This is a genomic window from Streptomyces parvulus (assembly GCF_014648855.1).
Taxonomy (GTDB): Bacteria; Actinomycetota; Actinomycetes; order Streptomycetales; family Streptomycetaceae; genus Streptomyces; species Streptomyces parvulus.
Map to the genome: position 1 here is coordinate 25155 of NZ_BMRX01000012.1, position 23548 is coordinate 48702.

At 71.1% G+C, this 23548-nt stretch carries 19 protein-coding genes and 2 riboswitches; of the genes, 13 read left to right on the top strand and 6 right to left on the bottom strand.

Features of this window, described 5'->3' with window-relative positions:
* Positions 1–108: 108 nt before the first annotated feature.
* Together IE108_RS23830 and IE108_RS35270 are read left to right on the top strand one after the other, a co-directional pair.
* Positions 109–843, top strand: coding sequence for a D-Ala-D-Ala carboxypeptidase family metallohydrolase (locus IE108_RS23830; protein ID WP_064729934.1), 735 nt, complete (start codon positions 109–111; stop codon positions 841–843).
* A 447-nt stretch (positions 844–1290) separates the two neighbouring features.
* On the top strand, positions 1291–4926 hold the full coding sequence (locus IE108_RS35270; protein ID WP_064729935.1) for a DNRLRE domain-containing protein: 3636 nt from the start codon (positions 1291–1293) through the stop codon (positions 4924–4926).
* 55 nt (positions 4927–4981) lie between these two features.
* Here IE108_RS35270 and IE108_RS23840 read toward each other — a convergent pair whose 3' ends face one another.
* From IE108_RS23840 to gcvT, 5 genes are all read right to left on the bottom strand, one after another.
* Positions 4982–5650, bottom strand: coding sequence for an SMI1/KNR4 family protein (locus tag IE108_RS23840; RefSeq protein ID WP_079163670.1), 669 nt, complete (start codon positions 5648–5650; stop codon positions 4982–4984).
* Positions 5651–5669: 19 nt separating this feature from the next.
* Positions 5670–7037, bottom strand: coding sequence for an L-serine ammonia-lyase (locus tag IE108_RS23845; protein WP_064729936.1), 1368 nt, complete (start codon positions 7035–7037; stop codon positions 5670–5672).
* A gap of 97 nt (positions 7038–7134) precedes the next feature.
* Positions 7135–8400: a serine hydroxymethyltransferase gene (glyA, locus tag IE108_RS23850; RefSeq protein ID WP_064729937.1), complete on the bottom strand. Its 1266-nt coding sequence runs from the start codon at positions 8398–8400 to the stop codon at positions 7135–7137.
* A gap of 14 nt (positions 8401–8414) precedes the next feature.
* On the bottom strand, positions 8415–8792 hold the full coding sequence (gene gcvH / locus IE108_RS23855) for a glycine cleavage system protein GcvH (protein WP_064729938.1): 378 nt from the start codon (positions 8790–8792) through the stop codon (positions 8415–8417).
* A 118-nt stretch (positions 8793–8910) separates the two neighbouring features.
* On the bottom strand, positions 8911–10029 hold the full coding sequence (gene gcvT, locus IE108_RS23860) for a glycine cleavage system aminomethyltransferase GcvT (RefSeq protein ID WP_064729939.1): 1119 nt from the start codon (positions 10027–10029) through the stop codon (positions 8911–8913).
* A 42-nt stretch (positions 10030–10071) separates the two neighbouring features.
* Positions 10072–10189: riboswitch (glycine riboswitch) on the bottom strand.
* A riboswitch (glycine riboswitch) is annotated at positions 10190–10284 on the bottom strand.
* Between the two features lie 180 nt (positions 10285–10464).
* Here gcvT and IE108_RS23865 point away from each other — a divergent pair.
* The 9 genes from IE108_RS23865 (at position 10465) to IE108_RS23905 (ending at position 20632) form a co-directional block, all read left to right on the top strand.
* The gene (locus tag IE108_RS23865; protein WP_064729940.1) at positions 10465–11133 is read left to right on the top strand and encodes an AAA family ATPase; all 669 of its coding nucleotides are present in this window, start codon (positions 10465–10467) and stop codon (positions 11131–11133) included.
* A 194-nt stretch (positions 11134–11327) separates the two neighbouring features.
* On the top strand, positions 11328–12104 hold the full coding sequence (locus tag IE108_RS23870; RefSeq protein ID WP_064729941.1) for an enhanced serine sensitivity protein SseB: 777 nt from the start codon (positions 11328–11330) through the stop codon (positions 12102–12104).
* Between the two features lie 192 nt (positions 12105–12296).
* Positions 12297–13094, top strand: coding sequence for an enhanced serine sensitivity protein SseB C-terminal domain-containing protein (locus tag IE108_RS23875; protein WP_064729942.1), 798 nt, complete (start codon positions 12297–12299; stop codon positions 13092–13094).
* Between the two features lie 314 nt (positions 13095–13408).
* Entirely contained in the window at positions 13409–14416 is a 1008-nt protein-coding gene (locus tag IE108_RS23880; protein ID WP_064729943.1) for an ABC transporter permease, read from the top strand.
* A 70-nt stretch (positions 14417–14486) separates the two neighbouring features.
* Positions 14487–16280, top strand: a complete 1794-nt coding sequence (locus IE108_RS23885; RefSeq protein ID WP_064729944.1) for an ABC transporter substrate-binding protein — start codon at positions 14487–14489, stop codon at positions 16278–16280.
* 108 nt (positions 16281–16388) lie between these two features.
* On the top strand, positions 16389–17387 hold the full coding sequence (locus IE108_RS23890; RefSeq protein ID WP_064729945.1) for an ABC transporter permease: 999 nt from the start codon (positions 16389–16391) through the stop codon (positions 17385–17387).
* A complete protein-coding gene (locus IE108_RS23895) occupies positions 17384–18481 on the top strand; it encodes an ABC transporter ATP-binding protein (protein WP_064729946.1) in 1098 nt (365 codons plus the stop codon). The genes IE108_RS23890 and IE108_RS23895 overlap by 4 nt, the downstream gene beginning before the upstream one ends.
* A 29-nt stretch (positions 18482–18510) precedes the next feature.
* Positions 18511–19902, top strand: coding sequence for an ABC transporter ATP-binding protein (locus IE108_RS23900; protein WP_064729947.1), 1392 nt, complete (start codon positions 18511–18513; stop codon positions 19900–19902).
* 70 nt (positions 19903–19972) lie between these two features.
* Positions 19973–20632 carry a trimeric intracellular cation channel family protein gene (locus IE108_RS23905; protein WP_064729948.1) on the top strand — a complete coding sequence of 220 codons (660 nt, stop codon included), beginning with the start codon at positions 19973–19975 and terminating at the stop codon, positions 20630–20632.
* Positions 20633–20636: 4 nt separating this feature from the next.
* Here the strand turns inward: IE108_RS23905 and IE108_RS23910 are convergent, their stop codons facing one another.
* Positions 20637–21845 (bottom strand): erythromycin esterase family protein, encoded by a 1209-nt coding sequence (locus tag IE108_RS23910; RefSeq protein ID WP_064729949.1) that lies wholly within the window; start codon positions 21843–21845, stop codon positions 20637–20639.
* A 58-nt stretch (positions 21846–21903) separates the two neighbouring features.
* Here IE108_RS23910 and IE108_RS23915 point away from each other — a divergent pair, with 58 nt between their 5' ends.
* The gene (locus tag IE108_RS23915; protein ID WP_064731976.1) at positions 21904–22659 is read left to right on the top strand and encodes a TioE family transcriptional regulator; all 756 of its coding nucleotides are present in this window, start codon (positions 21904–21906) and stop codon (positions 22657–22659) included.
* A gap of 25 nt (positions 22660–22684) precedes the next feature.
* A complete protein-coding gene (locus IE108_RS23920; protein WP_064729950.1) occupies positions 22685–23545 on the top strand; it encodes a thioesterase family protein in 861 nt (286 codons plus the stop codon).
* Positions 23546–23548 lie beyond the last annotated feature (3 nt).

Below are 23548 nucleotides of genomic sequence, written 5' to 3' on the forward strand. Positions count from 1 at the left end.
CCCGAAGCGGAAACCTCGACTTCCCGTCCCCCGGGCGTTGTTGACGCGCGTAGCCCCGTATCGCACGCTGGTCCGGTCCATGTTCGGCTCGACGGTCGGGAGGCCGGGATGTTCAGACGTGCGTCACGCCTGCTTCTCTCATTTGTCATGCTCATGGCTGGAGCGGCGGTGGGGGTGGGAGCCACCGCCACCACCGCTCAGGCGGACTCCTGCTACACCTGGGGCCGCACCCTGTCCCAGGGGGCGTCCGGCGGCGACGTGACCCAGCTCCAGATCAGGGTCGCGGGCTGGGTCACCTCGGGTGAGCGGCTCTCCTACGACGGCCAGTACGGTGCGCGCACCACCGCCGCCGTGAAGAAGTTCCAGTCCGCCTACGGACTGGCCGCGGACGGCGTCGCCGGGCCGGCCACCTTCAACAAGATCTACTCGCTCCAGGACGCGGACTGCACCCCGGTCCACTTCAGCTACGCGGAGCTCAACAAGTGCAACTCCGACTGGTCCGGCGGCGCGGTCTCCGCGGCCACCGCCAAGGCGAACGCGCTGAAGACGATGTGGAAGCTGGAGGCCATGCGGCACGCCCTCGGGGACGTGCCGCTCACCATCTCCAGCGGCTTCCGCTCGCGCGCCTGCAACAGCGCCGTCGGCGGCTCGGCCACCAGCCGGCACCTCTACGGCGACGCGGCCGACCTCACCGGCTCGCCCAGCTTCTGCCGCCTGGCGCAGCAGTCCCGCACCCACGGCTTCTCGGAGATCCTCGGCCCGGGCTACCCCGGCCACAACGACCACACCCACGTGGCCTTCGACCCCTCGCCGTACTGGTCGGCGCCGAACTGCGGCATCTGAGGCGCGGGGGTCCCGGCGGCGGGCGCGACGCGCGGCCGTCGGGGTCCCCGGCCCCATCCGCGTCCGTGTCTGCGATGTGGACACGTTCTGTTGCGAAGAGCACGTTTGACGGCCCACGCCTCTTGGCCGGACGCGCCTGAGGCGTCCCCGGCCCCTCAACGGCGCCATATTTTCCTTCACTTGGCATGCACATCCGCGTAAGGTCCGGGCTGTGCGCATGCATTCGTACATGCGTTCTATTTCAGACGGCAGAACGCCGATGCCGACGAGAGGAAGCATCTCTTCGTGTCCCCCTACAGACATCCAGCCCGTCGACGGCGCGCAGCGCTCGTCACCGGGACGCTCCTGGCGCTGCTGACCGAGGCCGCACTCTTACCCGCGGGGCAGGCCGCCGCGGCCCCCCGGCCCGGCGGTGAGGCCCGGCCGAGCCGGCCGTCCGCTGCTGAGGTGGAGGCCTCGGACCGGGCCTGGGCAGCCGCTCACGCCAAGGGCTCCCGAGCGTGGGCCCTGGCCGAGGCCGCACGGACCGGTAAGAAGGTGGTCGTCGGCGACGAGACGACGGCGACCGACTACACCACGGCCAACCCCGACGGCACCCTGACCACGGAGCTGACCGCCGGACCGGAACGCACCTGGGTCGACGGGAAGTGGCGGAAGGTCGACGTCACCCTCGCCAGGAACTCCGACGGAAGCATCGCGTCCAAGGCGCACCCGGCCGGGCTGCGGCTGGGAGGCAAGGGCGGGACGCTGCCGCGGTCGCTGCGCGCAGCGCAGGACGGCACCGCCCGCGACCTGGTCACCATCGGCACCGGCGAGGGCAAGGTGACCCTCCAGTGGAAGGGCGGTCTCCCGGAGCCCGAACTGGACGGCACCCGCGCCCGGTACGAGAACGCCGTGCCCGGGGCCGACGTGATCGTCGAAGCCACCCGTACCGGCTTCGAGCAGTTCGTCGAGATCGGCGAGCGGCCCTCCGGCGCGTACTCGTACACCCTTCCGGTCAAGGCCGAGGGGCTGAGGGCGAAGGCGAACAAGGACGGGTCGGTCACCTTCACCGACGCCGCCAACGGCGCCGAGCGGGCGGTGATGCCCGCCCCCGTGATGTGGGACGCCGCCGTCGACCGGCGGTCCGGCGAGCACACGAACCGGGTGCGGGTCGGCATGGAGGTCATCGACAAGGGCGCCGGCGAGATCGACCTGGTCGTCACCCCGGACGCGGACTTCCTCGCCGATCCGGACACGCGGTACCCGGTGACCGTCGACCCGTCCACCTCCGCCCTGTCCAACACCTTCGACACCTACGTGCAGCAGGGCGAGACCGTCGACTGGTCCACCGACGTGGAACTCGACTTCGGCAACCCCGGCACGACCAACGCCAACGGCACTCCGCGCACCGCGCGGTCCTTCATCACGTGGAACACCACGCCCATCCAGGACGCCCTGATCGTCGACACGAACCTGGCGCTGTACAACTTCCACGCGGGCAACACCGACTGCACCGCGCAGTCGTGGACCGTGTGGGACACCGGCGCCCCGTCGACATCGTCGCGCTGGACGTCGCAGCCCGCGTGGAACAAGCAGTACCACTCCTCCACGGAGACCAGGGGCAACCCGTCGTGCACCGCCCAGCCCGACGGCTGGATCAACGCGGACGTGGACGAACTCGTGCAGACCTGGGCGTCCGCCAAGGCCACGCGCGGGCACCTGGGCCTGCGTGCCGCCACGGACGACGTCAGGGCGTGGAAGCGCGTCAACTCCGCCAACAGCGCGACCAACCAGCCCAAGCTGTCGGTGACCTACAACTACCGTCCCTCCGACGGCACGAACCGGCAGGCGGGTGGTCCCTTCCGCTCGTTCGCGGGAGTCTGGGCGGTGAACACCACCACCCCGACGCTGCGGGACACCTTCACCGATCCCGACGGCGACACCGTCAACGGCACCTTCCAGGTCTACGACGCGGCCACCAACACCCCCATCACCACCCCGGCCGGTGAAGGCCTGCTGGTCTCCGACTTCGTCGCCTCGGGCAAGCCGGCCTCCGTCACCGTCCCGGCCGGACAGCTCAAGGACGGCAGGACCTACAAGTTCCGCACCAACCCCTACGACGGCACCCACTACAACCTGAGCTGGTCCGGCTGGACCCAGTTCGTCGTCGACACCACCGCGCCGGGGGCACCTCAGAAGGTCGCCTCCGCCACGTACCCGGAGAACTGGGGCGGCGGCGGGGCCGGCGTGGCGGGGGGCTTCGACGTCACCACGGGTGCGTCCGACGCCTACGAGGTCCGCTTCCGCCTGGACCCGTTCTCCGACGACCCGGACGGTGCCGGCTGGACCTCGGTCCGCACGGTCACCCCGGCGGCGTCGGCCAGGGCGGTGGCACCGGACGCCTCCTACACGGTCACTCCCGCCGCGGACGGCAACCACGTGGCGCAGACCCGTACCGTGGACCGGGCGGGCAACGTCGGACCCATCAAGGACTACGGGTTCACGGCCGGGAGCCGGGACTACAACCGCGAGCAGGCCATCGACATCACCCTGCCCGCCAACGACACCAGCGCGCAGCAGCCGGAGCCCTCCGATCCGCCGCAGCCCGCCTGGGAGCAGTGGAAGGGCGGCATCAAGGTTCCCGCGCCCACGACGACAGCGGCCGGCACCCGTGTCACCGTCACGCCGCGTGAGCAGGCGTCCGAGGAGTTCACCCGGAAGGCGGCCCGGCAACTCGGAGCCCGTGCCCCGTCCTACCCGGACCCGGTGGTCAAGGACGCCTGGTGCCAGCCCAGTCTGTTCGGTGAGGCGCAGAAGTCGCTCATGACCCGCACCGAGGCCTGCCTCTTCTTCGACATCACCTTCGTCGCGGAGACCAAGGCCCAGGAGGGCGTGATCCCGGTGAAGTACCGGGCGAACTACGAAGTGCACTACCAGGTGAAGACCGACGCCCACGGCGATTCCATCAAGACGTGGGTGCAGATCAATCCGGTCTACAACAACTTCCCCGGGGACGAGAACGCGGTCGTGATGGGTGCCGGCGACCCCGGAGCGTGGTTCGACTCGATGTGCGAGGGCGCGGCCTGCAACACGGGTGGTGACAGCGTCCGGCAGAACATCGACTTCTACGGCGACCTGACGTGGAAGGGCGGGATGAACGGCAACACGCCGGTCGACACCCACATGGCCACCGGTACGGCCGACCACAAGTGGAACGGCAGCGTGCGGAACGCCTCCGGCACCACGGACGGCGACCTGTCGGCGAGCCTGCCGGTGTCGTTCAACGCCCGGCCCGTCACCTACGTCGACCCCCCGCCCGGTCTCGACGGCAAGAAGCGCGAGTGGAGGGACGACTACGCGTCCTGGCAGTCCCCGGGTCTGATCGTGGCCTGCGACAAGGTCGCCTCCTACGGGGCCCCGGGCTGTGTGCTGCCCCAGTACGCGCCCACCTACCGGTTCAACACCGCCGCGTACCCCGAGGCGGCCGCGCACGCCTGGCTGATCCAGAACAAGTCAAGGATCAAGGGGGTCGGGCAGAGCTGGGACGCTCCGCTCCAGTACCTGGCGCCGCAGGCCCGCAACAAGCAGAACTACGACCCGCAGAAGAGCCGCGACGCGATGTGCACCCGCTACCAGGGGGCGAAGTCGGCGAGCACCGGATGGGTACCGCGCAAGACCTTCCTGCCCCACCCGAAGACGGCCCTGCATCATGTCGGGCCCCACTTCGACGAGGTCAACTGCGACGAGTTCCCGTTCGCCTCGACGTATCAGTCCGCCGGCATGAAGAAGACCAACGGCGGCCTGAACGAAGCTCCCAACGGAGGCGCCGACTGCATGCAGACGGTGTCCGCCGTCGCGGACGACGGGAAGACCCACTTCCTCGACGACACGCGCTACGACGCTCCCTCGTTCGCCGAGAACTGCGGTCGGTCGTCGATGTCCGGTGACGTCAACCAGGGTTCCATGCAGCCCTTCGGCGAATTCGCCAGGACGATGCGGCTGCTGGACACGGAGGGCTACTTCCTCGACCCGGGCAACGCTTGGTTCAAGGGATGCGACACCTCGAAGGCCGCTCTGGTCTGCACCATGACGAAGCCGTAGGCACACCCGCCGAGACCGAAGGGCCGCCACCCCCTCCCGGGGTGGCGGCCCCGGTCTAGTGCACGGGCCGCCAGTCCGCGTGCGTCTCGTCCAGCCGCGGCTGCCGCGGGTCCTGCCAGACGAGGCAGCCGTACACGACGCCGGGAACCTGAGCGCCCATCAGGTCGGCCGGGCCCCGCGTGATGGTGCGGACCACGGCCTCCACGTACGCGGCGATCGACGGGTACCGCGGCTCGGTCATGAACATGCCTTCGAAGCTCGTCCACTCGCCGAGGCCCTCGTCCGACAGGTACAGGCCCGCGTCGGTCGCCTCCGCGTAGTTGCCGAAGGGCGCGACCCAGCGGGCACCCTCCCAGTAGTCCTTGCCGTGCCGGTCGAAGCCCGCGAGGCGCGGCCGGATCGACTGACCCGGGGTGAGCAGCAGCCCGTGGGGCAGGAACCGCCCCGACGCCACCTCGCCCTCCTCGTCGTACTCGTCGAGGTCGATCTGCCGCGTCCCGCCGGCCAGCGCCCACAGACCCACCAGTTCGGACGGAATGGCGTAGGAGCAGTACTCCTGGAGCCGGCTCCGCGCCGCCGCGATCTCGGTGCCGGGGGCCGGAGGCAGGACCGACGCGTACGAGTTGGGCGCGTGCGTCCGCAGCCACTCGGTCAGCTCCCGCCAGGCGTCCGACGTACGCGCTGGGTCCTCGGCGTCCACGTGGTGCTCCTCCCGGTCCGACACGCCGCACACCGTAGCGGAGTCAGCACTCGATGATGTTCACCGCGAGCCCGCCCCGCGCCGTCTCCTTGTACTTGACGGACATGTCGGCGCCGGTGTCCTTCATGGTCTTGATGACCTTGTCGAGGGAGACCTTGTGGGAGCCGTCGCCGCGCATCGCCATCCGGGCCGCCGTGACGGCCTTCACCGCGGCCATGCCGTTGCGCTCGATGCACGGGATCTGGACCAGGCCGCCGACCGGGTCGCAGGTGAGGCCGAGGTTGTGCTCCATGCCGATCTCGGCCGCGTTCTCCACCTGCTCGGGGGAGCCGCCGAGGACCTCGGCGAGGGCGCCGGCCGCCATCGAGCAGGCGGAGCCGACCTCGCCCTGGCAGCCGACCTCGGCGCCGGAGATGGAGGCGTTCTCCTTGAAGAGCATGCCGATCGCGCCGGCCGCGAGGAGGAAGCGGACCACGCCTTCCTCGTCGGCGCCGGGGACGAAGTTCATGTAGTAGTGCAGGACCGCGGGGATGATGCCGGCCGCGCCGTTGGTGGGGGCGGTGACGACCCGGCCGCCGGCCGCGTTCTCCTCGTTCACGGCCATCGCGTAGAGGGTGATCCACTCCATGGCCAGGGCCTGCGGGTCGCCCTCGGAGCGCAGCTTGCGCGCGGTGTTGGCGGCGCGGCGGCGGACCTTCAGGCCGCCGGGGAGTATGCCCTCGCGGGTCATGCCGCGGTCCACGCACGCCCGCATCACCCGCCAGATCTCCAGCAGGCCCGCGCGGATCTCGTCCTCGTCGCGCCAGGCCCGCTCGTTCTCCAGCATCAGGGCGGAGATGGACAGGCCCGTCTCCCGGGCCAGGCGCAGCAGCTCGTCGCCGGTGCGGAAGGGGTACTTGAGCACCGTGTCGTCGAGCACGATGCGGTCGGCGCCCACCGCGTCCTCGTCGACGACGAAGCCGCCGCCGACCGAGTAGTAGGTCTTGGTCAGCACCTCGGTGCCCTCGGCGTCGTACGCCCACAGGGTCATGCCGTTGGCGTGGTAGGGCAGGGTCTCGCGGCGGTGCAGGACCATGTCGTCGTCGTAGGAGAAGGCGATCTCGTGGTCGCCGAGCAGGCGGATGCGGCCCGTGGACCTGATCGCCGCGACGCGGTCGTCGGCCGTCTCCACGTCGACCGTGCGCGGTGAGTCGCCCTCCAGGCCGAGGAGGACCGCCTTGGGCGTGCCGTGGCCGTGGCCGGTGGCGCCGAGCGAGCCGTACAGCTCCGCGCGGACCGCGGTCACGGAGCCGAGCAGCTCCTCGTTGCGCAGGCGGCGGGCGAACATGCGGGCCGCGCGCATCGGGCCGACCGTGTGCGAGCTCGACGGGCCGATGCCGATCGAGAACAGGTCGAAGACCGAGATGGCCACGGGGGTCTCCTCAGAACGGGGGTGGTGCGGAGGGTGGTGCTCGCGTACGGGGCGCCGGCTCGCTTGTGGCGGGCGCGACGCCCCGGACGCGCGGTGTCTACTTGTTGCCCAGAGCCGGGTAGAGCGGGTGCTTGTCGGCCAGGGCCTTCACCCGGGCCGCCAGCGCCTCGGTGTCGTAGGACGGCTTCAGCGCCTCGGCGATCACGTCCGCGACCTCGGCGAAGTCCTCGGCCGTGAAGCCGCGGGTCGCCAGGGCCGGCGTACCGATGCGGAGCCCGGAGGTCACCATCGGCGGACGCGGGTCGTTGGGGACGGCGTTGCGGTTGACCGTGATGCCGACCTCGTGGAGGCGGTCCTCGGCCTGCTGTCCGTCCAGCTCGGAGTCGCGCAGGTCCACCAGGACGAGGTGGACGTCCGTGCCGCCGGTCAGGACGGAGACGCCCGCCGCCTTGGCGTCGTCCCGCACCAGGCGCTCGGCGAGGATGCGGGCGCCCTCCAGCGTACGACGCTGGCGCTCCTTGAAGTCCTCGCTCGCGGCGACCTTGAAGGCGACCGCCTTGGCGGCGACCACGTGCTCCAGCGGGCCACCCTGCTGACCGGGGAAGACGGCGGAGTTGATCTTCTTGGCCAGGTCGGCCGTGGAGAGGATCACACCGCCGCGCGGGCCGCCCAGCGTCTTGTGCGTGGTGGTGGTCACGACGTGCGCGTGCGGGACCGGGTTCGGGTGCAGGCCCGCGGCGACGAGACCGGCGAAGTGCGCCATGTCGACCATCAGGTAGGCGCCGACCTCGTCGGCCACCTTGCGGAAGGCGGCGAAGTCGAGCTGCCGGGGGTAGGCCGACCAGCCGGCCACGATCAGCTTCGGCCTGCTCTCCTTGGCGAGGCGCTCCACCTCGGCCATGTCGACCTGGCCGTCCTCGCCGACGTGGTACGGGACCACGTTGTAGAGCTTGCCGGAGAAGTTGATCTTCATGCCGTGGGTCAGGTGACCGCCGTGGGCGAGGTTCAGGCCCATGATCGTGTCGCCCGGCTTGAGCAGCGCGAACATCGCGGCGGCGTTGGCCTGGGCGCCCGAGTGCGGCTGGACGTTGGCGTGCTCGGCGCCGAACAGCTCCTTGACCCGGTCGATGGCGATCTGCTCGACCACGTCGACGTGCTCGCAGCCGCCGTAGTAGCGGCGGCCGGGGTAGCCCTCGGCGTACTTGTTGGTGAGGACCGAGCCCTGCGCCTCCATCACCGCGACGGGCGCGAAGTTCTCGGAGGCGATCATCTCCAGGGTGGACTGCTGGCGGTCCAGCTCGGCGTCGACGGCGGCGGCGACGTCGGGGTCGAGCTCGTGCAGGGGGGTGTTCAGAAGCGACATGCGTACGTGACTCCTCAGGCGCCCGCGAATTCGGTGTACTCGTCGGCGGAGAGCAGGTCGCCCGGCTCCTCCGTGACCCGCACCTTGAACAGCCAGCCGCCCTCGAAGGGGGCGCTGTTCACCAGCGACGGGTCGTTGACGACGTCCTCGTTGACCTCGGTGACCTCACCGGAGACGGGGGAGTAGAGGTCGGAGACGGACTTGGTCGACTCCAGTTCGCCGCAGGTCTCGCCCGCGGAGACCGAGTCGCCGACCTCGGGGAGCTGTACGAAGACGACGTCACCGAGCGCGTTGGCCGCGTGCTCCGTGATGCCGACCGTCGAGGCGCCGTCCTCGGCGGCCGACAGCCACTCGTGCTCCTTGCTGTAACGCAGCTGCTGGGGGTTGCTCATGGCCTGAATTCTCCTGTACGCGGATGACGGCTGACGAAAGGGGGGGACTGCTGACACTGCTGTTGATCAGCGAGGACGCGCTCGGAACCGGTGCCGCTCGCCCTGGGTGCCGGCTCGGCTACTTCTGGCGCTTGTAGAAGGGCAGCGCCACGACCTCGTACGGCTCGTGGCTGCCCCGGATGTCCACGCCCACACCGGCGGTCCCCGGCGCACCGTACGCCGCGTCGACGTAGGCCATGGCGATCGGCTTGCCGAGCGTGGGGGAGGGGGCGCCGGACGTGACCTCGCCCACCACCTCGCCGCCCGCGACGACCTGGTACCCGGCGCGCGGGACCCGGCGGCCCTCGGCGACCAGGCCGACGAGGACGCGCGGCGGCTCGGAGGCGGCGCGCTCGGCGGCCCCGGCCAGCGCGGCGCGCCCGACGAAGTCGCCCTCCTTCTCGAACTTCACCACCCGGCCGAGCCCGGCGTCGAAGGGCGTCAGCGAGGTCGTCAGCTCGTGCCCGTAGAGCGGCATGCCCGCCTCCAGGCGCAGCGTGTCGCGGCAGGACAGGCCGCAGGGGACCAGGCCGACGCCCTCGCCCGCCTCGGTCAGGGCCTGCCACAGCGCGACGGCGTGCTCCGGCTTCACGAACAGCTCGAAGCCGTCCTCCCCGGTGTAGCCCGTGCGGGCGATCAGCGCCGGGACGCCGGCGACCGTACCGGGCAGCCCCGCGTAGTACTTCAGGCCGTCCAGGTCGGCGTCGGTGAGGCTCTTGAGGATGCCGGGGGACTCGGGGCCCTGCACGGCGAGCAGCGCGTAGGCGTCGCGGTCGTCGCGCACCTCGGCGTCGAAGCCGGCCGCCCGCTCGGTGAGCGCGTCGAGCACGGTCTGCGCGTTGGAGGCGTTGGCGACGACCATGTACTCGGCGTCCGCCAGCCGGTAGACGATCAGGTCGTCCAGGATGCCGCCGTCCTCGCGGCAGATCATGGTGTAGCGGGCGCGGCCCGGCTTCACGCCGCCGATGTTGCCGACCAGGGCGAAGTCCAGCAGCGCGGCGGCCTGCGGCCCGGTGACGGTGATCTCACCCATGTGCGAGAGGTCGAAGAGGCCGGCCCGGGTGCGCACCGCGACGTGCTCGTCACGCTCGGAGGCGTAGCGCAGCGGCATGTCCCAGCCGGCGAAGTCGGTCATGGTCGCGCCGAGCGCGCGATGGGTGGCGTCGAGCGCGGTACGGCGGGTTTCGGTACTGCTCATCGGTCGGTCGTCTCCCAGGACAGGACGGCAGGGCGAGGTCGGTCCTCCCCATCTGTCATCGGAACCTGAGAGGTTCGCCACGACCACCGGAGTACGGCGATCAGGGCTTGCACCTTGGGTGGGGCAGCCGTCGCGGCGGCGGCCCGCTTTTCAGATGTGCCTCGCCCGCGCGGTAACGGGGGCCTGAGAGATTCAAGGGAGGGACTTGCTCCTTCGGCGCCCCGGCGTGGCCGGGGACTCTCCCGCGCGGATTCAAACGGCCGGTATGCAGTTGGCGCCGCCATCATTGCACGACCGGCCGATCCCCGGGCAGAGCTGTTCTTGTAACCGGCTTGTGGCAGTAAGCGAACGAAAACGCGAGACCCGCGCATTACCTTCTCTTTACACTCGACGGGGACGGGAACTCGTGAACCGCCCCAGGGGAGGACGATCACGGTGAACAGGACCACTGCCTGCGCCACGGCCCCGGGCCTCGCGCTGCCCGAGCAGCCGGCCGCCCCGGCCCCGCGCTCGCGCGCCCCGCGACCCGAGCCCGTCGTCCGCGACCTGCGGGACCGGGCCGGGCGCGGCCCGCACGCCCTGCTCTTCGGACCCCGGGACCTGGTGGTGATCACCGGCCTGCCCGGCAGCGGGAAGTCCACCCTGATGGCGCGCACCGTGCGCGGGCCGCGCATCGACTCGCAGGACACCCGCGACCGCTGGGAGCGCCGGATGCCGGGCTTCCTGCCGTACGCGCTCTACCGCCCCCTGGTCCGCCTCTCCCACTACGCCGGACTGCGCAGGGCCCTGCGCGGCGGCGGGGGCGTCGTCGTGCACGACTGCGGCACCCAGTCCTGGGTGCGCGGCTGGCTGGCCCGGGAGGCCCGCCGCCGCGACGGCACCCTGCACCTGCTGCTCCTCGACGTCGGCGTGGACCAGGCGCTGGCCGGCCAGCGCGAGCGCGGCCGCGGGGTGTCGCGGTACGCGTTCCTGCGGCACCGGGCGGCCAACTCCCGGCTGCTGCGGGCGGTGACCGGCGGTGCCCTGCCCGGCGGCTGCACCTCGGCCGTCGTCCTGGACCGGGCGGCGGCGGACGCGCTGCGCCGGATCGCCTTCACCGGCTGATCGCCCTGGCGGGCTGATCGCCCTGACGGGCTGATCGCCCTGGCGGGCTGATCGCCCTGACGGGCTGATCGCCCTGACGGGCTGATCGTCCTGGCGGGCCGATCGTCGTCGCCGGGCTGACGGACCGTGGTCCGCTGGGCCGAACGGGTTAGCCTTTCCAGCCAAGACAGCGGTACCAGGCAGGCGGTAGGCAGATGGAGTTCCCCGGTTTCCCGGCGCAGGCGCACCCCCACCCGCACGGCGGCTGGCCGGGCAACGAGCTGGAGGAGGTGCTCTCCGCCTCCCTCGGCATACCGGGCGCCGGCGGCCGGATCGTGGAGGTGCTCGGCCGCAGCTTCCTCTGGGTCCCCCTGCCGAACGGCGGCGGCCCGCACAGCGGCCCCCTCGACCTGCCCTCCCTGGAGATCGACGGCCAGGCCTACGTGCCGGTGTTCAGCTCCGAGGAGCAGCTCCGGCAGGTCGCCGGGCCGCAGATGGCGTACACCGTCGCCCCCGCCGCCGAGTTCGCCCGCGGGCTGCCGCCGCAGATCGGCATCGCGGTGAACCCGGAGGGGGTCGTCGGCATCCCGCTGCCGCCGCCGGCCGTGGCCGAACTCTGCCGGGCCGGCCGCACCCCGCTGGACGGGCCCGCGTCCGGCGGCCGGGTCCGCCTCTACGAGCCCGACTGGCAGGACGACCCGGTCGACTTCCTGGCCGCGGCGTCCGCCGAGTTCGCCGCCACCGGCGTCGTGCGCACCGCCCGCCGCTGCCTGGCCGCCGTCGAGACCGCCGACCCGACCCTCTTCGTCGGCGTCGAACTGACCCACTGGGAGGGCGACGCCCGCGCCCTCCCCCTGGAGGCCCTGGGCCGCGCCCTCACCGCCGCCCCGCCGAAGTGGCCGGTCAACCTGGTCCTCCTGGAGGCCGCCCAGGACCCGGTCTGCGACTGGATGCGCGAGCGGGTCCGGCCTTTCTACGACCGGAACTTGTGAGCATCGGCAGGTGAAGCGCCCCGCCAGGGGCGCGGGGCTGTGACATGTGCGGCTCCGCCGCGTGGGCGCGACCAGCCACCACGCACCCGCACCCGCATGACGACCGCGCCCCCCGAGCTCCTAGGCGCCCCCCCACCCCGCGGAGCCGTAAGCTGTTTCCACGACCGGGAACTTCCAGAAAGGGCCACAGACGTGAGCGCCAGCGGCACCACGACCGGGCAGGTCGAGCACATGCTGCGCCAGGTGACGCCCGGGCGCTACGACGCCTACGAGGCCCTGCTGCGCGCGCTCGCCACCCCCACCTCCGGCCAGGTCTGGATGCTGCTGTGGCAGGGCCAGGCCGGCTCCCCGGACGCCCAGTACGGGAACATGGAGGTGGGCGGCCACGGCTACGCGCCGTGCGTCACCTCCGCCCAGGAGCTGTCGGCCAGTGGCTGGAACAGGTCGTACGAGGTGGTCGACGGCCTGGAGGCGGCCCGCGCCCTCTACCCGGACCACTTCGGCCTCTGGCTCAACCCGCACGCCCCAGGCGGCGGCGTCGGCATCCCCTGGCCCGATCTGCGGCGGATCGCCTCCGGCCTGGACCGCCAGCCCGCCGGACCCCTGCGCCTGTCCGAACCGGCCGTCGAGATCCCGCAGTTCTACGCCCTGCTCACGCAGAACGCCCACCGCACCCCGGCGGTCCGCGCGCTGCGCCGCGCCTGGGTGCAGCCGACGCTTGGGGCGCCGTATCTCGCCATCGGCCTGGAGGTCTACGACACCTCCCCGCCCGCCGTCGACGCCGTGCGCGCGATGATGCAGCAGTCGGTCGGCGCCGTGCCCGACGGGCTGGCGGTCTCGACGGTGGCGATGACCGACCTCCACGACCCGGTCGCCATGTGGCTGCGCGCCCACGCCCGCCCGTTCTACGACCGCGAGGCCCACGCCCCCGCCCCGGTCCAGGCGCCTGCGGGCGGGTACGGATACCCTCCGGCCGGGGGCCGGTACTGACGGTCGCGGGTCCGGCGGCGGAGCGGCCCGTCGGGATCTTCGCGCGTAGATGGGGGCGTTTGGCGCCCTGTTGTCCCCTCTGCCCCAACTGATCCGTGTCCGGCCCCCGTTACCCACTGTCCGGATAACGGAACACCTCAAACAGCATCACGGTTGCGCATCCATTCACCGTCAAGTCTGGCTACAGATCGCCCAAGCGTTGAAGACTCCCGCAGCAAGGGGTGGATGTTCGCCCCTTTGTACGACGGACGGATCACGCCGCTACAGCGGCAAGTGCGGGCCGGCTACCGCCGGTTGAGAGGGGTCCCTGCCAGATGACGGCACCATTGCACGAGCCGACCGCGGAAGCGGCCCCGAGTGCGGCCGAGGAAGCGGCGGTTGCCGGCGCCGACGCGAAGGCGGTCCAGGGGCGCTCCCTGGGCAGAATCGCCTGGGAGCGCCTGAAGAGGGACAAGCTCGCCCTGACGGGCGGCGTCGTGGTGCTCCTCCTCATCGTGGTCGCGATCTTCGCGCCCCTGATCACCAACATCGTCGGCCAGGACCCGGACGTCTACCACGAGGACCTGATCGACCCGCTGTTCGGTACGCCCAGGGGATCGCTCGGCGGCATCAGCGGCGACCACTGGTTCGGCGTCGAGCCGGTCAACGGCCGCGACATCTTCGCCCGCATCGTCCACGGTGCCCGGATCTCGCTGCTCGTCGGCTTCCTCTCCGCGGTCGTCGCCGTGATCATCGGAACCGTCCTGGGTGTGCTCGCCGGCTTCTTCGGCGGCTGGGTCGACGCCCTGATCAGCCGGGTCATGGACGGTCTGCTGGCCTTCCCGCAGCTGCTCTTCATCATCGCGCTGGTCTCGGTCATGCCGAACGAGATGCTGGGACTCAGCGGCACGGGCGTGCGCCTCTTCGTCATGATCCTCGTCATCGGCTTCTTCGGCTGGCCCTACATCGGACGCGTGGTGCGCGGCCAGACGCTCTCCATGCGTGAACGGGAGTACGTGGAGGCGGCCCGGTCCCTCGGGGCCGGACGCTTCTACATCCTGTTCAAGGAACTGCTGCCCAACCTGGTGGCCCCGATCATCGTGTACACGACGATGATGATCCCCACCAACATCCTCACCGAGGCGGCACTCAGCTTCCTGGGCGTGGGCGTCAAGCCGCCCACGTCGTCCTGGGGGCAGATGCTCTCGAGCGCGATCGACTACTACCAGTCGGATCCCATGTACATGGTGATCCCCGGTCTGGCGATCTTCATCACCGTTCTTGCCTTCAACCTCTTCGGCGACGGCGTACGCGATGCGCTGGACCCGAAGGGCTCCCGCTGACCTGCCGTACCGGCAAGCGACCCGTGGCACCTGCACGGGGTCTCTCATCTAATCCGGAGGATCCGAGATCGTGACTACCCAACGCACCTCAGGGCGGCGCAAGCAGGCCATGGCCGCTGCCGCAGTGGTCGCCGCGCTGCTGACCACGGCGGCGTGCGGCGGCGGCGGTGACAGCGACGGGGGATCGAAGAACGGCGCGGCCGGCTTCGACGCCGCGAACAACAAGATCGCCCAGGCCGACCTGGCCAAGAAGGGCGGCGAGCTGAAGTTCGCCAGCGCCCAGGACGCCGACTCGTGGGACACCACGCGCGGCTACTACGGCTTCATGTGGAACTTCTCGCGGTACTACTCCCGCCAGCTCGTCACCAACACGCCGGCGCCGGGTGAGAAGGGCGCGGGCGTCACGCCCGACCTCGCCACCGACGTCGCCAAGGTCTCGGACGACGGCAAGACCTACACGTACACCCTGCGTGACGGCATCACCTGGGAGGACGGCAAGCCGATCACCTCCAAGGACGTCAAGTACGGCATCGAGCGCGTGTGGGCGCAGGACGTCCTCTCCGGCGGTCCGACGTACCTCAAGGAGGTGCTCGACCCCGAGGACAAGTACCAGGGTCCCTACAAGGACAAGTCCGCGGACAAGCTGGGCCTGAAGGCCATCGAGACGCCGGACGACAAGACCATCGTCTTCAAGCTGCCGCAGGCCAACTCGGACTTCGAGGAGATGCTCGCGCTGACCTCGGCGTCCCCGGTCCGCCAGGACAAGGACACCAAGTCCAAGTACGGCCTGAAGCCGTTCTCCTCCGGCCCGTACAAGTTCCAGTCCTACAACCCGGGCAAGGACCTCACCCTGGTCCGCAACACCGAGTGGAAGCAGGAGTCGGACCCGGTCCGCAAGGCGTACCCGGACAAGGTCACGATCAAGTTCTTCACCAACGCCAACGAGCTGGACCAGCGCCTGATCGCCGGTGACTACGACGTCGACCTGGCCCAGACCGGTCTGTCGCCGCAGGGCCGCACCACCGCCCTGAAGCAGCACGAGGGCAACGTGGACAACCCGGTCTCCGGCTACATCCGCTACGCGGTCTTCCCGCAGAGCGTGAAGCCGTTCGACAACATCCACTGCCGCAAGGCGGTGCTCTACGGGGCCGACCACGTCTCGCTCCAGACCGCGCGCGGCGGCCCGCAGGCCGGTGGCGACATCGGCACCAACATGCTGCCGCCGTCGGTGCCGGGCTCCGAGGGCCAGAAGTACGACCCGTACGAGATGGCGGGTGCCAACAAGAAGGGCAACGTCGCCAAGGCCAAGGAAGAGCTGAAGGCCTGCGGCAAGCCGAACGGCTTCAAGACCACCATCGCGGTCCGCAACAACAAGCCGGTCGAGGTGGCCACCGCCGAGTCCCTCCAGGCGTCGCTGAAGAAGATCGGCATCACGGTCGACATCGACCAGTTCGACGGCTCGCAGACCGCCGGCATCATCGGCAGCCCCTCGAACGTGCTGAAGAAGAACTACGGCATCATCATCATGGGCTGGGGCCCCGACTTCCCGTCGGTCCAGGGCTACGGTCTCCCGCTGTGGAGCAGCGACTACATCCTCGAGAGCGGTAACAACAACTACGCGCTCATCAAGGACAAGGAGATCGACGGCCTGTTCGACAAGTACGTCACCACCCTGGACGACGCCGGCAAGGCGGACATCTCCAAGCAGATCAACCACAAGGTGATGGAGGGCGGCTACTACCTGCCCTTCGTCTTCGAGAAGTTCATCAACTGGCGCTCCAGCCGCCTGGCGAACGTCTACACGTCCGACGGCTACAGCGGCATGTACGACTTCGTCAACCTCGGCCTGAAGTCCTCGAAGTAACCGGTACACCCGCCGTACGGCACGAAAGGCAGGTGAAGGCCGGCGCGGCGTGACCGCGGGCCGCCGGACGACCTCCGGCGGCCCGCGATCCGCGGCGGGCCGTAAGCTGTGCTCGCTTACCTCATCAGGCGGCTGTTCGCCGCCGTAGTGATGCTCGTGGTCATCATCCTGGTGGTCTTCGGCATCTTCTTCCTCGTCCCCAAGTGGGCGGGCGTCGACATCGCCACGAGCTTCGTGGGCAAGCAGGCCGACCCGGCCTCCGTCGAGGCGGTGCGCCAGAAGCTGGGCCTGGGCGACCCGATCTTCGTCCAGGCCTGGGAGTTCTTCAAGGCGATCTTCGCCGGCCGGACCTACTCGGGCGGCGGCGACGTCACCGAGTGCGCGGCCCCGTGCTTCGGCTACTCCTTCCGCAGCGAGCAGGCCGTCTGGCCGGTGCTGACCGAGCGTTTCCCGGTGACCCTGGCTCTCGCGCTCGGTGCGGCCGTGCTGTGGCTGATCTTCGGCCTCGCGGCGGGCGTGCTCTCCGCGCTCAAGCGGGGCACCCTGTGGGACCGCGGTGCGATGGTCGTCGCGCTGGCGGGCGTCTCCCTGCCGATCTACTTCACCGGTCTGCTCAGCCTCGCGGTCTTCTCCCACAGCCTGGGGTGGATCAACGCGGAGTTCGTCCCGCTGGACGAGAGCTTCTCCGGCTGGTTCGGCGGCATGATCCTGCCCTGGATCACCCTGGCCTTCCTGTACGCGGCGATGTACGCCCGGATCACCCGGGCCACGATGATGGAGATCCTCGGCGAGGACTACATCCGCACGGCGCGGGCCAAGGGCCTCAAGGAGCAGGTCGTCATCCGCAAGCACGCGATGCGGTCCACGCTGACCCCGCTGCTGACCATGCTCGGCATGGACCTCGGCGCCCTCATGGGCGGCGCGATCCTGACCGAGACCACGTTCAGCCTCCCCGGCCTCGGCCAGAAGGTGCTGGACGCGATCCAGAACCAGGACCTGCCCTTTATCCTGGGTGTCGTCCTGATCACTTCTCTCGCGGTGCTGATCGCCAACCTCGTGGTGGACGTCCTGTACGCCGTGATCGACCCCCGGGTGAGGCTCGCATGACCGAACTCAGCAAGAGCGGGGCGGCCGTGGGCGAGCCCACCGGCACCTCGCCCGCTCCGAAGGCATTCCTGGAAGTGCGCGACCTCAAGGTGCACTTCCCCACCGACGACGGCCTGGTCAAGTCCGTCGACGGGCTCACCTTCCAGCTGGAGAAGGGCAAGACCCTCGGCATCGTCGGCGAGTCCGGCTCCGGCAAGTCGGTGACCTCGCTCGGCATCATGGGCCTGCACACCGCCGGCCAGTACGGCAAGCGCAAGGCCCAGATATCCGGCGAGATCTGGCTGGACGGGACCGAGCTGCTCTCCGCCGACCCGGACCACGTGCGCAAGCTGCGCGGCCGGAACATGGCGATGATCTTCCAGGACCCGCTGTCCGCGCTGCACCCGTACTACACGATCGGGCAGCAGATCGTGGAGGCGTACCGCATCCACCACGACGTGGACAAGAAGACCGCCAAGCGCCGCGCCGTGGAGATGCTCGACCGCGTCGGCATCCCGCAGCCGGACAAGCGGGTGGACAGCTACCCGCACGAGTTCTCCGGCGGTATGCGCCAGCGCGCGATGATCGCGATGTCGCTGGTCAACAACCCCGAACTGCTCATCGCGGACGAGCCGACCACCGCCCTGGACGTGACCGTCCAGGCGCAGATCCTGGACCTGATCCGGGACCTGCAGAAGGAGTTCGGCTCCGCGGTCATCATCATCACCCACGACCTGGGCGTCGTCGCCGAACTGGCCGACGACCTCCTGGTGATGTACGGCGGCCGGTGCGTCGAGCGGGGCCCGGCGGAGAAGGTGTTCTACGAGCCCCGGCACCCCTACACCTGGGGCCTGCTCGGCTCGATGCCGCGCCTCGACCGCGACCAGCAGGAACGCCTCATCCCGGTCAAGGGCTCCCCGCCCTCCCTCATCAACCTCCCGTCCGGCTGCGCCTTCAACCCGCGCTGCCCGTACGCCGACGTGCCCAAGGACGACGTCACGCGCACGGTCCGCCCGGAGCTGACCGAGGTCGGCGGCAGGCACTGGGCGGCCTGCCACATGTCGCAGGAGCAGCGGGAGCGGATCTGGACCGAAGAGATTGCGCCGAAGCTGTGAGTGACAAAGCGAAGGCAGAGGACACAGCGGTGACCATCCCCGCACAGAGCAGCGGCGCCACCCTCACCAAGGACGCCGCGCCCGGCGAGACCCTGCTGAAGGTCACCGGGCTCCAGAAGCACTTCCCGATCAAGAAGGGCCTGCTCCAGCGCCAGGTCGGCGCCGTGCGCGCCGTCGACGGCATCGACTTCGAGGTCCGCTCCGGCGAGACCCTCGGCGTCGTGGGCGAGTCGGGCTGCGGCAAGTCGACGATGGGCCGGCTGATCACCAGGCTGCTCGAACCGACCGCGGGCAAGGTCGAGTTCGAGGGCAAGGACATCACGCACCTCGGCGTCGGCGGGATGCGCCCCCTGCGCCGCGACGTCCAGATGATCTTCCAGGACCCGTACTCCTCGCTGAACCCGCGCCACACCATCGGCACGATCGTCAGCGCCCCCTTCAAGCTCCAGGGCGTCGAGCCCGAGGGCGGGGTCAAGAAGGAGGTCCAGCGGCTGCTGTCGGTGGTCGGTCTCAACCCCGAGCACTACAACCGCTACCCGCACGAGTTCTCCGGCGGCCAGCGCCAGCGCATCGGCATCGCCCGCGCGCTCGCCCTCAACCCGAAGCTGGTCGTGGCGGACGAGCCGGTCTCCGCGCTGGACGTGTCGATCCAGGCGCAGGTCGTCAACCTCCTCGACGACCTGCAGACCGAGCTGGGCCTGACGTACGTGATCATCGCGCACGACCTGTCCGTCGTGCGGCACGTCTCGGACCGGATCGCGGTGATGTACCTCGGCAAGATCATGGAGCTGGCCGACCGCGACCTGCTCTACAAGACGCCGATGCACCCGTACACCAAGGCCCTGATGTCGGCGGTGCCGATCCCGGACCCGGCCCGCCGCGGTGCCAAGAGCGAGCGCATCCTGCTCAAGGGCGACGTGCCCTCGCCGATCGCCCCGCCGAGCGGCTGCCGCTTCCACACCCGGTGCTGGAAGGCGACGCAGATCTGCACGACCACCGAGCCGCCGCTGAAGGAGCTGCGGCCGGGCCAGCAGGTGGCCTGCCACCACCCGGAGAACTTCGAGGACCAGGCCCCGCAGGACGTCGTCCTGCTCACGGCCGCCAAGGAGGCCGCGGAGCTGGTGTCGGAGGACGCCCTGGCCGAGTCGGCGGCGACGTCGGCGGCCGTGGCGGCGGAGGTCGAGGCGATCGCCGAGGCCAACGACGAAATGACCGCCCCGTCGACCGTCGCGGCACCTGACGAGGCGACCGCCGCGTCGACCGACGACGTGACCGCCACGTCGACCGACGAGCCCGGCGAAGAGGCCGCCGCCCCGGCGACCTCCAGCACGGACGCCCCGGCGACCTCCAAGACGGACACCCCGGAGGCCCCCGTGGCCCCCGAGGTCACCGACGAGGAGCCTCCCGCCAAGGAGAAGTGACCCGCAGGCCGACGAGCCCCCGACCCACGCCGCGTGGGGCGGGGGCTCGTCGGCGGGTGAGAATGGCCGGGTGTACGAGGAACTCTTCAGCCCCACCGTCCAGCACACGCTCGACCTGATCGGCATCTTCGTCTTCGCCATCTCCGGCGCGCTGCTGGCCGTACGCAAGAACTTCGACGTGTTCGGCATCGCCGTCCTCGCCGAGGTCACCGCCCTCGGCGGCGGGCTGTTCCGGGACCTGGTCATCGGGGCCGTGCCGCCCGCGGCCTTCACGGACCTCGGGTACTTCGTCACCCCGCTGCTCGCCACGGTCCTGGTCTTCTTCCTCCACCCCCACGTGGAGCGCCTCCAGACGGGCGTGAACATCTTCGACGCGGCGGGGCTCGGCCTGTTCTGCGTCGCCGGCACCACCAAGGCGTACGACTACGGGCTCGGCCTGACCGCCTCCGCCTGCCTGGGCCTGACCACCGCGGTCGGCGGCGGCGTCCTGCGCGACGTGCTCGCCAACGAGGTCCCCTCCCTGCTGCGCTGGGACCGCGACCTGTACGCCGTCCCCGCGATCGTCGGCGCCACCATGGTCGCCCTGTGCATCCGCTACGAGGCCCTCACCCCGTTCACCAGCGCGCTCGCGGTCGTCACCGCCTTCGTCCTCAGGCTGCTCGCCCTGCGTTTCCACTGGCGCGCGCCGCGCGCCTGGAACCGGCGGTCGACGGTGGTGGAGGGGGAGTGAGCCGTCAGGGCCGCTCCGGCACGTCCCTCAGGAACACGACGCCGTCGACGGTGTCCAGCTGTGCGGGGTCGAGCGGGGCGTAGCCGAACCAGGGGGACTCCCGGGGCGCGGGCCGCTCGTCGCCGCCGAGCGCGGCGGCCAGCCGTCCGGCGTCCACGAGGCAGCGGTCCTCGCCGAGCGCGTACAGGCGCCCTTCGAGGGTGTCCGGCGGCGGGGTGTCCACGCCCCGGTGCGGGACCGTGCCGACCGCGGTGGCCACGAAGGCGTACTCCGCGCCGAGCCGGGCGGCGGCCAGCGCGCCGGCGCTCCACCACCGCACCCGGCCCTGCCACATGCGCATCGTGCTCTGCTCCCGCTGGAGGTGCGCGTTGTGCGCGTGGACCAGCACCGGGCCCCTTTCCGCGAGCGCGAGGAGGTTGCCGGCCATCATCCGGTCCCGCACCCCCAGCAGCCGGCTCATCCGGGCCGGGGAGGCGTCGGCCATCCAGCGGTGGTAGTCCAGCAGGCCCTTGGCGGTACGCCCGTGCAGCCGCGCCCGCTCCCAGTCGTCCCGCGGGCCCGTCGCCAGCAGGTGCGGCGTCTGCTCCTCGAAGAGCGTCACCAGGTCGTCGGCGAGCGCCCGTAGCTCCCCGGCCTCGGCCGACCGCCCGAAGGAACGGGCCGGGTCCGTCATCGCCTCGGGCTCGGTCCACCGGGCGTCGGCGCCGAGCAGCCGGTCGAGCGTCCTCCCGGAGCAGGGCAGCAGCTCGGGGTCGAGCCGTGCGGCCAGGTGGTCGTGGAGCGCGGTGAGGGCCGCCCGGGGGCTCTCGGCCGCGGCGATCTCCAGCGGGCCGTCCATGCCGGCGAAGCGCACCCGTTCGGCCGGGGGCCGGTCCTCGTTGTACGCGCGCATCCAGCGCACGAGCGCGCGGTTGGCCGGCGAGGCGCCGAGGCCGTGGCTGAAGCCGTGCTCCATCGCGTGGTCCAGAGTGCCGGTGCCCGAGGTGACGTAGTCGTCCACGACCAGGCCGGCCAGGCAGTCGCTCTCGATCGCGACGGTCCGGTAGCCCTCCCGCTCGACGAGCTGCCGGAAGACGTCGTTGCGCAGGTCGAGCAGGGCGTCCTCGCCGTGCGTGGGCTCCCCGAGGGCGAGCAGCCGGGGCCGGGCCGGCAGCAGGCCCAGCAGGGCGTCGGCCCCGACCCGCAACGCGATCTCCTCGATTCCAGTGGTCATGGCTTCAACGCTATCGTTGAACTTTCGATGGAGACTTGGCCGCGATACGGTGCCGGACGTGGCGCGAGACCTTCAAAGCCGGGAAAAGCTCAGGCCCGTCGACCTGGCGCGCCGGCACGGCCTGTCCACACAGGCGGTGCGCAACTACGAGGAGGCCGGCATCCTCCCGGCGGCGGACCGCACGGCGCACGGTTACCGCACCTACACCCCGCTGCACGCGCGGGCGCTGGACGCCTTCCTCGCCCTGCTGCCCGGCCACGGCCACCGGACGGCGTCCGGGGTCATGCGGGCGGTGAACGAGGGCGCGGTGGGCGAGGCCCTCCGGCTGATCGACGAGAGCCACGTCCAACTGCTCGACGACCGGCGGACGCTGGCCGCCGTGGAGGGCGCGCTGCGCGATCTGGCGGCGGGCCCGGGGCTCCCCGCCGGGGCGGTGCCCGCGACGGGCGGCCGCTTCATCGGGCCGCTCGCCCGGGAGTTGGGCATCCGGCCCGCCACCCTGCGCAAGTGGGAGCGTGCCGGGGTGGTGCGCCCGCCCCGCGACCCGCTGACCGGTTACCGGGTCTACGGCGAGGCCGACGTGCGGGACGCCCGGCTGGCGCACCAACTCCGGCGGGGAGGTTACCCGTTGGCACGGATCGCGCCGGTCCTGGAGCAGGTGCGGTCGGCCGGCGGTCCGGAGCCGCTGGAGGCCACCCTGCGCGACTGGCAGGACCGCGTGGACGCGCGCGGCCGGGCGCTGCTGGCCGGGGCCGCCGAACTGGAGGCGTATCTGCGGGCGCGGGACGGACAGCGAAGGAAAGCTACCGCTTAGTAGCGACCTGCTGTACCGTGCAGCCATGCCAGAAGCAGCCCCCGCCCCGGCCGTGCCGGCCACCATCGGCGACAGCGAGTTCGACCGGGACACCCACGTCACCCGGCGCGCCCCCGGCGTCTACGACATCGACCTCTCCGCCGGCTGGACGATCATCAACGCCGTCAACGGCGGCTATCTGCTGGCCGTGCTGGGCCGCGCGCTGGGCGACGCCCTCCCGCACCCGGATCCGTTCACGCTCTCGGCCCACTACCTGACCGCCTCCCGGCCGGGACCCGCGGTCGTGCGCACCGAGACCGTCCGCGCCGGCCGCGGCCTCTCCACGGGCCAGGCCTCCCTCTTCCAGTACGACGACGAGGGCGACGAGGTCGAGCGCATCCGGGTCCTCGCCTCCTACGGCGACCTCGACACCCTGCCCGACGACGTCCGCACCTCCGCGAAGCCGCCCGCGATGCCGCCGGCCGAGCACTGCTTCGGCCCGGAGGACGGTCCCGCCCCCGTCGAGGGCAGCTCCGCCATCACCGACCGGCTGAAGCTGAAGCTCGACCCTGCCACGCTGGGCTGGGCGCTCGGGCAGCCGTCGGGCCGGGGCGAGATGCGGGCCTGGTTCGGGCTGGCCGACGGCCGGGACGCCGACCCGCTGTCGCTGCTCCTGGCGGTGGACGCGCTGCCCCCGACCGCCTTCGAGCTGGGCCTGAAGGGCTGGGTGCCGACGGTCGAGCTGACCGCGCACGTGCGCTGCCGCCCGGCGCCGGGCCCGCTGCGGGTCTCCGTCACCACGCGCAACCTCGCGGGCGGTTTCCTGGAGGAGGACGCCGAGGTCTGGGACAGCGCCGACCGGCTGGTCGCCCAGTCCCGCCAGCTCGCCCGGGTCCGCCTCGGCTGACCC

Excerpts from the sequence above, each read along its gene's own strand:
- IE108_RS23870 (WP_064729941.1), top strand. The coding sequence starts at position 11,328 with ATGGAGTTCCCCGGTTTCCCGGCGCAGGCGCACCCCCACCCGCACGGC.
- gcvH (WP_064729938.1), bottom strand. The coding sequence starts at position 8,792 with ATGAGCAACCCCCAGCAGCTGCGTTACAGCAAGGAGCACGAGTGGCTG.
- gcvT (WP_064729939.1), bottom strand. The coding sequence starts at position 10,029 with ATGAGCAGTACCGAAACCCGCCGTACCGCGCTCGACGCCACCCATCGC.
- IE108_RS23895 (WP_064729946.1), top strand. The coding sequence starts at position 17,384 with ATGACCGAACTCAGCAAGAGCGGGGCGGCCGTGGGCGAGCCCACCGGC.
- glyA (WP_064729937.1), bottom strand. The coding sequence starts at position 8,400 with ATGTCGCTTCTGAACACCCCCCTGCACGAGCTCGACCCCGACGTCGCC.
- IE108_RS23880 (WP_064729943.1), top strand. The coding sequence starts at position 13,409 with ATGACGGCACCATTGCACGAGCCGACCGCGGAAGCGGCCCCGAGTGCG.
- IE108_RS23910 (WP_064729949.1), bottom strand. The coding sequence starts at position 21,845 with ATGACCACTGGAATCGAGGAGATCGCGTTGCGGGTCGGGGCCGACGCC.
- IE108_RS23830 (WP_064729934.1), top strand. The coding sequence starts at position 109 with ATGTTCAGACGTGCGTCACGCCTGCTTCTCTCATTTGTCATGCTCATG.
- IE108_RS23920 (WP_064729950.1), top strand. The coding sequence starts at position 22,685 with ATGCCAGAAGCAGCCCCCGCCCCGGCCGTGCCGGCCACCATCGGCGAC.